At 39.6% G+C, this 12,743-nt stretch carries 12 protein-coding genes; 2 read left to right on the top strand and 10 right to left on the bottom strand.

Going from position 1 to position 12,743, the window contains the following annotated elements:
- Positions 1–2 precede the first annotated feature (2 nt).
- From B4B65_RS14945 to B4B65_RS14935, 3 genes are all read right to left on the bottom strand, one after another.
- Entirely contained in the window at positions 3–1,109 is a 1,107-nt protein-coding gene (locus B4B65_RS14945) for a tetratricopeptide repeat protein (protein ID WP_293916432.1), read from the bottom strand.
- Between the two features lie 6 nt (positions 1,110–1,115).
- Positions 1,116–3,662 carry a DNA gyrase subunit A gene (gene gyrA, locus B4B65_RS14940; protein WP_293916430.1) on the bottom strand — a complete coding sequence of 849 codons (2,547 nt, stop codon included), beginning with the start codon at positions 3,660–3,662 and terminating at the stop codon, positions 1,116–1,118.
- A gap of 510 nt (positions 3,663–4,172) precedes the next feature.
- Positions 4,173–4,790: a hypothetical protein gene (locus tag B4B65_RS14935; RefSeq protein WP_293916428.1), complete on the bottom strand. Its 618-nt coding sequence runs from the start codon at positions 4,788–4,790 to the stop codon at positions 4,173–4,175.
- 494 nt (positions 4,791–5,284) lie between these two features.
- Between B4B65_RS14935 and B4B65_RS14930 the strand changes: the two genes are divergently transcribed.
- The gene (locus tag B4B65_RS14930) at positions 5,285–5,545 is read left to right on the top strand and encodes a hypothetical protein (protein ID WP_201679796.1); all 261 of its coding nucleotides are present in this window, start codon (positions 5,285–5,287) and stop codon (positions 5,543–5,545) included.
- Positions 5,546–5,584: 39 nt separating this feature from the next.
- Here the strand turns inward: B4B65_RS14930 and B4B65_RS14925 are convergent, their stop codons facing one another.
- Genes B4B65_RS14925 through B4B65_RS14915 form a run of 3 tightly spaced genes read right to left on the bottom strand, consistent with a single transcriptional unit; the run spans position 5,585 to position 8,608 of the window.
- On the bottom strand, positions 5,585–6,349 hold the full coding sequence (locus tag B4B65_RS14925; protein WP_201679795.1) for a methyltransferase domain-containing protein: 765 nt from the start codon (positions 6,347–6,349) through the stop codon (positions 5,585–5,587).
- A gap of 15 nt (positions 6,350–6,364) precedes the next feature.
- Positions 6,365–7,927, bottom strand: a complete 1,563-nt coding sequence (locus tag B4B65_RS14920; RefSeq protein WP_293916425.1) for a serine hydrolase domain-containing protein — start codon at positions 7,925–7,927, stop codon at positions 6,365–6,367.
- A gap of 27 nt (positions 7,928–7,954) precedes the next feature.
- Positions 7,955–8,608, bottom strand: coding sequence for an HAD family hydrolase (locus B4B65_RS14915; protein ID WP_293916423.1), 654 nt, complete (start codon positions 8,606–8,608; stop codon positions 7,955–7,957).
- 208 nt (positions 8,609–8,816) lie between these two features.
- Between B4B65_RS14915 and B4B65_RS14910 the strand changes: the two genes are divergently transcribed.
- A complete protein-coding gene (locus tag B4B65_RS14910; protein ID WP_293916421.1) occupies positions 8,817–9,677 on the top strand; it encodes a mechanosensitive ion channel family protein in 861 nt (286 codons plus the stop codon).
- Here B4B65_RS14910 and coaA read toward each other — a convergent pair.
- The 4 genes from coaA to B4B65_RS14890 form a co-directional block, all read right to left on the bottom strand.
- On the bottom strand, positions 9,674–10,609 hold the full coding sequence (gene coaA, locus B4B65_RS14905; RefSeq protein WP_201679791.1) for a type I pantothenate kinase: 936 nt from the start codon (positions 10,607–10,609) through the stop codon (positions 9,674–9,676). The genes B4B65_RS14910 and coaA overlap by 4 nt on opposite strands.
- 65 nt (positions 10,610–10,674) lie before the next feature.
- A complete protein-coding gene (locus B4B65_RS14900; RefSeq protein ID WP_293916418.1) occupies positions 10,675–11,076 on the bottom strand; it encodes an OsmC family protein in 402 nt (133 codons plus the stop codon).
- 31 nt (positions 11,077–11,107) lie between these two features.
- Positions 11,108–11,485 carry a methylglyoxal synthase gene (locus B4B65_RS14895; protein WP_002994224.1) on the bottom strand — a complete coding sequence of 126 codons (378 nt, stop codon included), beginning with the start codon at positions 11,483–11,485 and terminating at the stop codon, positions 11,108–11,110.
- Between the two features lie 16 nt (positions 11,486–11,501).
- Entirely contained in the window at positions 11,502–12,734 is a 1,233-nt protein-coding gene (locus B4B65_RS14890; RefSeq protein WP_201679789.1) for a nucleoside recognition domain-containing protein, read from the bottom strand.
- Positions 12,735–12,743: the final 9 nt, after the last annotated feature.

Raw genomic sequence — 12,743 nt, 5'->3', positions numbered from 1 at the left:
GTTTAATTATTTGTAAGTTGGTTCAATAATAAATTGACACGATCCAATTGTGTCATATCATCAGCAGCTTCGTAATACAAAGCCAGTGATTTTAATGCATTAATTGCATAAGGTTTTATCTCATTTGCTTTCAAAAGATAGTTCTGCGCATTATACTGCGCTTCATTATTATCTTTGTTTGCCAGAAAATCCTTCAGATAAATCAATCCTAAAGCCAGATTGGCTTCATAATTATTTTTATCCAGACGAATTACTTTTTCATAATAATCCTTTGCTTTGGCGATATTGTTAATAGATTCATTTGCATATCCGGCCAGGTAATTCATTTCAATATTTTCCGGCTCGTAGGATATAGCTTCATCGATTACTGGCACAATAGCATCATAGGATTTATTATTTGAATATACCTGAATCAATTCAAACAGTATTTCTTTACTTTTTGGAAACTGTTGTCTTCCCTGACTCAGAACGTCTAAAGTAGCCTGTTTCTTATCCTGTATTGTATAAACATTTGCAAGTTGCAGATAATCGTTTGGTGTTACTTTGTCGGACTGAATGATGCCTTCATACAATTCTGCAGCTTTAGTGTAGTCTTTGTTCTGCACGGCCAGTACAGCCAGATTACTGGCTACAGCAGCATTGTCAGCACTTAATTCGTCTACACGTTCATAATATGAATAAGCTTCTTTGTATTTTTTCTCGTTAAGGGCTTTGTTGGCTTTAAAGATAAGTGCAGATACCAGATTCTGTTTTACATAGCTGATTTCTGTTCTGAATTCATCATTTCCACCCTTTTTATCAATCAGCTTGAGCGATGCCTGTGCAATGTCAATCGGATCTGAAGGATACTTTTGTTTGCGCAGCGAATCGGTTACGGCATAAGAACTATATACCAGGGCACGTAAAATATTATTTTTGACCTGCGAAGAGTCTCTTTTGTTGGCAAAAGCAGCATCAGCAAATTTACGTGCATTATCCAGATTTTTGATGTCTCCGGTTTTGGTATATAAGGCAAAACTGTTGTTGCCCTCCTTTATATTGGATTGGGCAACAACAGTTAAGCTGAATGAGGTAAATATTAATAAAGCTATTAAAACTTTCTTCATCATGATGTTTTATTCTTCAGTGGTATCGATGTTTGTATTTTCACCGTCTTCTCCTTCTGTTTCGATATCTGTGATTTCTTCCTCTTCTTCTCTTTCTACTTTAGTGATAGAAGCGATTTCATCATTATCTTTCAGATTGATCAACCGAACACCCTGGGTAGCTCTACCCATTACTCTTAAGTCTGCTACTCCTATACGAATGACAATTCCTGATTTATTAATGATCATCAGATCTTCGCTGTCGGTCACATCTTTAATCGCAACAAGTTCACCGGTTTTGTCTGTGACATTGATGGTTTTGACACCTTTACCACCCCGGTTGGTTACCCTGTAATCTTCGATATCCGTACGTTTACCATATCCTTTTTCCGAAACGACAAGTACAGTTACTTCCGGATTATTAACACTAATCATGCCAACAACCTCGTCTTTTTCGTGTGCCAGCGTGATTCCTCTTACACCTGTAGCTGTTCTTCCCATAGGTCTCACGGTCGATTCGTTGAATCTGATCGCTCTTCCCGAACGCAGCGCCATAACTATTTCGCTGCTTCCGTCGGTCAGACATGCTTCGATCAGTTGGTCACCTTCGTTGATGTTGATTGCGTTGATACCGTTAGCACGAGGGCGGGAGTAAGCTTCAAGAGATGTTTTCTTGATTGTACCCTTTTTGGTACACATAATAATGAAGTTGTTCTCCAGATATTCCTGATCTTTCAGATTGATTACTTTGATGTAAGCTTTGATTTTTTCATCTTTCGGAATATTGATGATGTTCTGTAAAGCACGTCCTCTGGAAGTTCTGCTTCCTTCAGGTATCTCAAAGGCTCTCAGCCAGAAACAGCGTCCAGCTTCAGTAAAGAATAACATATAATTATGCGCCGAAGCGGTAATGATATGCTCTGTAAAATCTTCTTCACGGGTGTTTGTTCCAATGGAACCGCGACCACCGCGTCCCTGTCTTTTGTATTCAGATAGCGGAGTACGTTTTACATAACTGTTATGTGAAATGGTGATGACAATCTCTTCATCGTCGATAAAGTCTTCCATGCGCATATCTTCTGCAGAATGCACTATGATAGAGCGGCGTTCGTCACCATATTTATCTTTGATCTCTAAAAGCTCGTCTTTGATGATTTTCATACGCAGACCCTCATCAGAAAGAACTTCTTTTAAGTATTCAATGGTCTTCATCAATTCATTGTATTCTTCTTTAATCTTATCGCGTTCCAGTCCTGTAAGACGACGTAAGGTCATGTCGAGGATAGCACGTGCCTGAAGATCTGAAAGAGCAAAGCGTTCCATCAAACCTGTACGGGCATCTTCCGGAGTTTCGGAAGCGCGTATCAGTTTGATAACCTCATCCAGATGATCCAGTGCAATCAGATATCCTTCCAGAATATGAGCACGTTTCTCTGCTTCGGCAAGTTCAAATTTGGTTCTGCGAATAACGACCTCATGACGGTGTTCCACAAATTCGTGGATCATGTCTTTCAGATTCATCATCATCGGTCTTCCTTTTACAAGGGCGATATTGTTTACTGAAAATGAGGTTTGTAGGGCGGTATATTTATATAAGTTGTTTAATACAACATTGGCATTTGCATCACGTTTGATATCGTATACAACACGGAAACCCTCTCTGTCCGATTCATCTCTGATCTCCGAAATACCTTCGATCTTTTTCTCATTGACGAGTTCGGCAGTACGCTTGATCATATCCGCTTTATTCACCTGATAAGGGATCTCGGTAACGATGATGCACTCCCGTCCGGATCTGGTGGTTTCGATCTCTGCTTTTGCGCGCATGACTACGCGTCCACGTCCTGTTTCGCAAGCTTCCTTGACGCCATTATATCCATAGATAATACCTCCTGTAGGGAAGTCAGGACCTTTGATATATTGCATCAATTCGGATATTTCAATTTCGCGGTTGTCGATAAAGGCTATTGTTCCGTCTACAACTTCTGACAGGTTATGAGGAGCCATATTGGTTGCCATACCTACAGCAATACCGGAAGCACCGTTAACCAGAAGATTAGGGATACGTGTTGGAAGCACTGTTGGTTCTTCCAAAGAGTCGTCAAAGTTTAATTTGAAATCAACAGTGTCCTTGTTGATGTCAGACAGCATTTCTTCCGCAATTTTTTTCAATCTTGCTTCAGTGTAACGCATCGCTGCCGGAGGGTCTCCGTCAATCGATCCGTAGTTACCTTGTCCGTCTACTAATGGGTAGCGCATACTCCAGTCCTGAGCCAGACGTACCATTGCGTCATATACAGAAGAGTCACCATGCGGGTGATACTTACCGAGGACGTCACCGACGATACGGGCAGATTTCTTGTAAGGCTTGCCACTGGTAACTCCCAGATCCAGCATGCCGTAAAGCACACGCCTATGAACAGGTTTAAGACCATCACGTGCATCAGGTAGTGCACGGGAAACAATTACTGACATCGAATAATCGATGTAAGCAGCTTTCATCTGGTCCTCAATATTAATAGGGATTATTCGGCCATTAGCCGATAAATTGTTTTCGTTTTCTGTTTCTTCAGCCATATTAAGTTGGGTTCGATAAAACTAATGCATTATCGTAGTTAAACTAATAACATACGCAGGCGAAGATACGAAAAAAATACCTATTTTGAGAAGCTTTCAGGGTGTTAAATTTTAGGTTTACAGGCTTTCATTTTTGTGCCAAAAGCCCTCTTATGAAAGGGGAGGATTCCTGCGTTCCAATCTCCTTACTGATTAATCATTTGATTGGGAATGTCAAATATCATTTGGTGGTATAGAACGTAAGATAATAAGTTTAGTTATTATATTTCTATTGTTGATGTGAAAATATTCAAAATTCTCATTACAAATATTTTATAATTTTTATTACAGGTATTTATGAATAAATTTTTTAATACGTTGAAGTATTTCTGCAGGCGTTCATGAAGTTAGGTTTATATTATCCGGAGGCATCGTCGGGAGATGAACAGACCACCCGAAAATTGAAATTCCTGAATTAGAAATTGATTGCAGATTTTGTACTTCAAAGAAGTATTGCGGAGTCAGGTGTTTTTATCTTATATTTTCTATGCTTTTCACTTCGGCACTATACCCGTTCAATGCATCTTTTTTGATAACAATTACCATGTTGGCCAATGACTGTTTTCCTGTACGGCGAATGTTCAGGATGAGTTGATCTTCTTTGGTATTGATTTCTGTGATTACATCATGTGCAATAGCATTCGCCATTAATTCTAAATAAGGATATTCAGATTGATAGATGTCGTTATTTATCAGTCTTAGTAATCCTTTGTAATTATCTCCGGAGTTTGAAAACAATAGCGGCGTATGCAGGTCGCAGTTTGCGGATGTATCTGATAGGGCATTATAATTTTCAAGACGTACAAAGCTGTATTTATCTTTTTCTATCTGAATTTCTTTAGGTGCTTCCTCAGAGGTGGCAGAATAAATATATTTTCCATTGATTATGGCCTGTTCGTCCTGTATCTGTATTCTTACATAAGCATATTTATTGCATATGCTGGTGTCATTTGCTGTAAACGGGTAGAGCTGTTCACTGATACCCGATATTTTTACAAGCTTACCTTCTGCACTAAGGGTATCTGTCGCTTGTAAGCTGTCATCTAGTAAAGCGATCTGTTCTCCGATAATGAACCCTTCTGTTTCCATATTTCGGTAACTGAGGGGTAAACTTAGCACAGAGCTTCTTTCCGAAGAATCCTGTAATGAAAGACTATAGCTCTTACTGTTATTTTGACAGGAAGTAAAGCTAACGCTTAAGATAAACAGGGTTACTGCAGCGAAATTGTACAAAGTATTAGTCATAAAAATGTATTAATGTCTTCAAAAAGTAAAAAAAGCTGTGAGGGAATTTGCTGAAATACCCCTGATTTATGTGTTGTATGCAAAAAATATACCTGTTTTCACTGCGCGGTGTAAACTTATTTTATAAGATTCATTGTTTAGGTTCAGAAATCATTGTGTTTTAGCGGAATAAGTCCTTATCTTTGATATATCCGTTCCGGTATTTAGTGTTTTTAATAGTTATAAAGGAAACTGTTGTAAATTAATGAAAATTTAAACTGCGCTTTATAATTACAAAACAATAAATACGTTATTTCGTTTTTATCAATATACGCTTTCACTCTTTAATAAAATTATCTATGATTTTCAAACGTGTAAGTTACCAGATTTTGAGTGAATTAAAAGCCAAAGGTTTTAATTTATTAGTATCGGATCATACCACTTCCGATCAGACTCCTATTTATTTTCCTATCAAGGTCGAAAATGTACAGAGTTATGTTGTCAGGCATTTTGACCGTGCGAGTGAGAAACTCTCCAAAACCAAATTGATGTTGCTTATCGACGAGGCAATGATGAAGTATGATGAGGAGCAGGTTTCAGGTGTCATTCAACTGGACTAATTCTAATTCCGGTCGTTGCTTTTAATGTAAAGGCTTAACTTAATAAGCTGCATATAATATATTGCGTTTGAATGAATAAAGCGCAGGGTATTTTTTTGCGTGCAATGCAATCTTTTCTTTGTAAGCTCTTATAAAATCTTCTTTTATTTCCGGGTCTATTCTTTCCAGATACGGAATTAATGTAGATCCTGCAATAAACTGGTACAGATCATCCGGAGATTGTGCAATTATAGGATATACCTTCTGCATGACTTCTTGTTTTTTACTTCCACTCTCAAAAAGTAACTGAGCATAATCATCTATACGGAGAACAGGGGATTCTTTTTTCCAGTAATTCAGCGCTTTTGCGTAAGGCTCTTCCTGTGCCAACTCCAGAATCAGTATATTCAGAATGTTGTCATTCTGTGCCGGAATTTGTATGGCTAATTGTCCCCCCGGATTAATATGTCTTATAATGGCCGGAAATAAGGATTCATGATCGGGAATCCACTGTAACACTGCATTTGAGAAGATCAGATCCCATTTTTCATCTCTATCCAGTTGCTCCTGAATATCTCTCTGCAGAAATATGGTTTTGTCGTTTGCAAAAGGAGATGTCTGCGTCAGCATTTCGGGTGAAGCATCGATACCGGTGACGAAAGCGTCTTCCAGATAATCGGATAGTTTGCGGGTAAGTTCGCCGGTTCCACATCCCAGATCTATGGCCTGTATACCTTTTTTCTTTTCAATAGGAGTTATCAGATCATAGAATGGAGCGAAACGTTCTTTTTTGAATATAATGTATTGTTCTGGATTCCAACGCATAACTTTTAATTTATGTTAGTCTATTTTTTTGAATGCAAGGTCATGGAAGTCGTAACTAAAGTCTGTAAGCGGGGAAATAGCATTCATTTTAAATCCCTGCAACTTTTCCTGGTTGATATCCAGAAGTAAAAAGGCATCTGCATGGAAGTATCTGTTGTTCCACCTGACGACATATTTGTTCTCTTTATAGAAGAAAAGCTCACCTGTTAATTGTGGTGAACGTTTGGATGCAAATATAAGTTTACCTTTTTCTTTGTAAATATTGACTTCTCCCAGCCAGTTATCAACAAATTTACCGGTCAACATGTTTTCATAAGGATTGGAATTTTTGTTTTTTTCTATGGTTTGCCAGACCTCTTCTGTTATTTTGTCTGCTGAAGATGTACTTGCTGCTATGCTGGATTGAAAAGTGGCGACCCAGTCTTTATGTGGCAATCCCAGATAGAAATCTTTGATAGTATTGGATATGGACATGAAAGCAGCCCCTTCCTGTTGATTGGTGAGTACTATTATTCCGAGCTGTAACTGCGGGAGCATGACAATCTGAGTGACTATACCCTCCAGTCCGCCGGTATGCGATACTTCGAGTTTGCCGGCTACATCTGTAAGTCTGAATCCTAATCCATAGGCCCGGAACAGTGAATTGTAAGGAGGGGTTGTGGCTACTGGCATAAGGGTTTGCGGAGTACTGAGTTCAGCAAGCTGTTCTTTACGAATTAGCTGTTTACCTTCAGCATCGCCTTTATTTAACTGAAAAAGCACCCATTTAGTAAGATCCTCTATATTGGAATAGATACCTCCGGCAGCATCTACGGTCGTGCCTCTGTATCTTTTAATGACCTGTAGTTTGCCGCCTATGGGCACGTGCGGATCAATAGAATTGTCTTTGCTTCTTAACAAATGCCAGTTTGGTGCGGAGTGAGCCATCTGCAGGGGTGTCAGTATGCGTTCCTGTATAAACGATGCCCATGAGAGGCCTGAAACTTTTTCAATGACTACTCCAGCTATCACGTACAATAAATTGTCGTAATCGTATTTGGTCCGGAAATCAGACACTGGCTTCAGGTATTGCATATTTCGGATAATATCTTCCGGTGTAAAATCGTTTCCGTCCGGCCATATCATCAGATCTCCTGCCCCCAGACCGAGTCCGCTTCTGTGAGTCAGTAAGTCCCGGATTGTGAAATTATCGGACACATAATCGTTGTACAGTTTAAATTCAGGTATATAAGTACGGACACGATCATCCCATTTGATTTTTCCCTGGTCGACAAGCATAGCCAACGCAGTAGCTGTGAAAGCCTTGGAATTGGATGCGATCCCAAAGTTGGTCAACGGATCGACAGCTTGTCCGGTGTTGATACTGGATACACCGTACCCCTTTTTAAGGATGACTTTTCCGTCTTTAACGATACCTACAGCTATACCGGGTACATGGAATGTTTTCCTGACATGCTCTACCAGTTCATCTACTTTGCTTTCTTCGATTTGTTGTCCATAAGTGAAGTGGAAGCTGCAAAGGCCAAAAATAACGGCCAGATATATTCTTTTCAGGTTTCCAGGGGGTATCTTATACATATGTCTGTACTTTATTGCGGTGGTATATTATAATTGAAGCATATTTTTAAGAGCAGGAATATCTTCTGCGATATAGGTTGCTCCCGCATGACTCAGCTCTTCCTGATCCCCAAAACCATATAAGACCCCTACAGAGTCCAGACCTGTGTTTTTAGCACCGATGATATCATGCTTTCGGTCTCCGATCATTAATGTTTCTGACAGGTCCTGAATCTTGTTTTTCGCTAGTACATATTCAATAACATGGGTTTTGGTTGGCCGGGAATCATCCAGTTCGCTACCTCCAACAAATTCGAAATATTGATCTAAATTAAAATGATGGAGTATCTGTACAGCAAATACTGTAGGTTTGGAAGTCGCCAGGTAAAGTTTGTGTCCTTTCGAACGAGCTGATGCCAAAAGTTCGGGTATACCTTCAAACAGGATATTTTCAAAAATACCTTTGTCTGCAAACCTTTCTCTGTATTTAGCGACACCTTCATCCGCCTTCTGCTCGTCAAAATGATATATTTCTATTAAAGATTGCTTGAGGGGAGGACCAATGAGAGGCTTCAAAGTGTTCAGATCCGTTGTCTCAATATCAAAGTGTTCAAGGGCATATGCAATTGATTTGGTAATGCCTTCAAAAGGATCTGTCAGTGTACCATCCAGGTCGAAAAGCAAATTGCGGTATTGTTTCATACATGTCAATATAACATAAAAGTGTGAATATATGATACGCAGATCGGTTAAATTTTAATAATGGAATTATCACCTAATTGTTTTATTAGAATTGCAGTCCTGCATTAAGTTAATTATCACCCTGACAAAAATTGATAATCTTATTGGAGGATGATGTTGAAGAAAGGAGCAAAATTGATTAGTTTAGCGGCTGAAGTAAACATAAACTATGCAGGATTATTCTAAAAAAGGTAAATGGCCTATTGTTTTTATTGTAAAAGTTGTCGTATGGCTGGCATTGATCTTATCTTTTCCTCTTCTTCAGGATGTGTACAACAGGAGTGCCTATCTTTCTCAGATTGCATATGCATTGAATACTTTTCTGACCGCAAGTGTTTTATTTTCAGTAGGTCGCTTCGTGATGATCGCCTTATATACGCGCAGAACCGAACGCCAGAGTGTGCGCGGTAATTTTGTGCTGGGTATTAACAGGGTGACCGCAGTATTAAATTCCATTTTTGCCATTATTGCACTGATGCTTGCTTTCGGTATCAATCCTGTGGGATTTGTGACAAGTATGACCATCGTTGCGATGGCTATAGCTGTCACATTCAGAGAGTATATTACCAATATGATCAGCGGTCTTATTCTTATGTTTTCAGATCAGTTTTCGATCGGAGACCGGATTAAAGTAGGCGAGTATCATGGCAAAATCGTGGATATTACGTTGGCTAATATTGTGGTCAAGAACGATGAAGATGATATTGTGCTGATTCCGAATAACGCTGCTTTTACAGAGAAAATCGTTAATAAGTCTGTCAATCAGTCTAATAAACTATCTGTCAAATTTGAGCTTCCCTTATATGCTGCTGCAAATATGGAGGAGCTGGAAGAGAAGTTAAAGAAATTACTAATGCATCATCCGGATGTACACTGGACAGATGATGTTGCACTCAAAGTTGTGAATATAGGCAAAGATTATGTGCAATATAAAATTGAATTTAATGCGTTAAACAGCACCAATAAATTGCACCGCCAATTGGAAAATGAAGTATTAACGCTTATCTTAAAGCAGCAACGGGAACATTAAATTTTTCTGATTTTTACTTTTCTGACGAAGTGGTGATTTCCTTTTTCAAGGATTAGATCTGCGCGGTTGCGCGTAGGGAGGATGTTTTCTATCAGGTTGGGTCTGTTGATTTCGTTCCAGATATCAGTGGCCATTTGGGTGCTTTCTCCCTGATCCATGCTTGCATATCTGTGGAAAAATGATTTGGGATCCTGAAAGGCTGTGGCTCTAAGTGATTCAAACCGATCAATATACCATTCCATAATATCTTTTTCCTTGGCATCTACGTATATGGAATAATCAAAAAAGTCGGAGACAAAGACTCCTGTACGCTGTGAATTGACCTGAAGCACGTTGATTCCTTCTACAATCAGGATGTCAGGTCCGTCGATGACAATCTTTTCGGCGAGAACATCGTAGGCAAGATGGGAGTATACCGGAACTTTTATATTGGATTCTCCAGACTTCATATCCGAAAGAAACGTTAACAGACCTTTAGTATCATAACTTTCCGGAAATCCTTTTCTGTTCATAATCCCTCTTTCCTGTAGTATCTTGTTGGGATACAGAAATCCGTCTGTTGTAACCAGATCTACTTTAGGTTTACCGGGTAGCAGCGAAAGTACTTTTTGCAGCACACGAGCTGTGGTGCTCTTTCCTACAGCGACTGAGCCTGCTATACCGATAATAAAGGGTAGCTTCTTATTGTTGGCCTGAAAAAAACTGTTTGTATCGTGATGTAATATTTTGGAATGTTGAATGTGTATGTCCAGCAGATGCGCTAACGGAAAATATACTTCTTCAATTTCTTCCATTGTCAATGGCTCATTCAACGCGCGTAAATGTTGAATATCGCTATCTGAGATGCTGTGTGAAAAGTGGCCGTTAAGCTGTTTCCATTCTTCACGGGAGAGCTGTTGAAAAGGACTATTGACTGAATTTGGATTTGACATCAGTATATATCGATACTTGTGAGGTGCAAATATAAAATGTTCTTTAAAATATTAATGTAAAATAATTAAAGCATATTGGAGTCGATCACAATCGGATTGGATAATATTTTGTGCACAGGACATCTGTCTGCAATAATTGCTAATCTTTTTTTCTGATCGTCATCGAGATTACCTTCAAATGAAATATGACACTTGATATAGGTGGTCTGCTGCTGAACACTTCTCTTGACTTCTGAAGAAAGACGGATGATTACTTTATCCAGCTCCCATTTTTTCTGATCTGCATACATCCGGACTGTAATCGCTTTACAGGAGCCTAAGGATGACAGTAAAAGTTGTGTAGGTGCCAAGCCTTTATCCTGTCCGCCCACTTCTGCCGGCTCATCTACAATGAGCGTATTTACATTGTCTGTAATTGTTGTCTTGTATTTTTCCTGTTCTATTGTAACGGTAATTTCTCTGTTCATGGGGAATGTAACGTCTGTATCTTTGACAATATTAATCTTTATCTTCCAGCAAACCTTCAATAATAAGTGCACCGGTGGCAGGGTTGGTTGCTAAAGGTACATTATAGAGGTCGCATATACGCATCAGCATCTGTATATCCGGTTCATGGGGATGTTTACCCAGCGGGTCTCTGAAAAATATAATACCATTGACCAAACCTTCTGCTGCCATTGCTGCAATCTGTGCATCACCTCCTTTAGGGCCGCTTAGTTTGAGTTCGACCGGTAATCCGGTCTGCTGTACATAGGAGCCTGTAGTGCCTGTTGCAACAAGATGTGCGTGTCTCAGGGATTCAATATGGTCTTTGACAAAGGCTACCATTTCAGCTTTTTTTCCATCGTGAGCAATCAGGGCTATTGTTTTTTTCATCTATACTTTTTAAAAGTTAACCAAAGAAAATATATGCTATTATAATTGCTGCTATCAATCCTACCGCATCTGCAATCAGACCGCAGGTCAACGCGTGACGTGTATTTTTGATGCCGACAGATCCAAAATAGACCGCCAGTACATAAAATGTGGTCTCTGAAGAACCTTGTATGACACTGGCTAATCTTCCCTGAAATGAATCTGCACCATATGTCGTCATGACATCAACCATGAGTCCTCTGGCTCCTCCACCACTCAGTGTTTTCATCAGACCTACAGGTAATGCGGGTACAAACCGGGTATCAAAGCCCATGGCAGCAAAAGCAGAACCAATTCCGTTGACAATGTAATCCATACAGCCTGTCGTGCGGAATGCAGATATAGCCACCAGTATGGCAATCAAAAAAGGAATAATCATGACGGAAGTTTGAAAACCTTCTTTCGCACCATCTATAAAGGCATCATATACATTTATCTTTTTTGCAGCTCCGTAAGCGATGAACAGTACAATAATAGAAAAAATGAGTAAACCTCCGATAAGACCGGTGATCTTTTCGATCTGCTCAGGCGGAAGACCGTTGAGGCCAAAATAAAGAGCGGCCATCAAACCTGCAAAAATACCCAGAAAGATCAGTATAGGAAGTTTAAAGAGATTGATCTTCTGAAAGAAAGCAACGGAGATCATCCCTGCAATAAAAGAAATAAAGGTACCTATCAAAGAGGGGATAAAGATATCGGCCGGATTGGCTGCTCCGTTAGCCAGGCGAAGGGCTATTACAGAAGTCGGTATCAGAGCAATTCCGGCAGTATTAAGCACCAGAAACATAATCTGTGCATTGGTCGCTGTATCTTTCTGCGGATTAAGTTCCTGCAGTTCTTTCATAGCTTTCAGTCCTACAGGAGTGGCTGCATTGTCCAGTCCCAACATATTGGCGGAGAAATTCATAATGATAGAACCGTTTGCCGGATGGTTTTTAGGTACTCCGGGAAATAGTTTGCTAAAGAATGGATTTACGCCTTTTGCAAATAAGCTTATCATACCAGCCTTTTCACCTACCTTCATAATACCCAGCCAAAAAGTCATCATGCCTACAAGACCCAGTGAAATTTCGGCACCGGTCTTGGCACTGTCAAACATGCCATTGATAACCTGAGAGAATATTTCGGTATCACCGAGGAAGAGTAATCTGCATAGCGCAACAATAAATGCAATGATAAAGAAGGCTATCCATACGTAGTTTAAGGCCATATTGTTTAT

The sequence above is a fragment of the Sphingobacterium sp. UBA5789 genome (assembly GCF_002418355.1).
Classification (GTDB): Bacteria; Bacteroidota; Bacteroidia; order Sphingobacteriales; family Sphingobacteriaceae; genus Sphingobacterium.
Note: the sequence above shows the minus strand (reverse complement) of the source record. Positions and strands in the feature narration are given on the sequence as shown.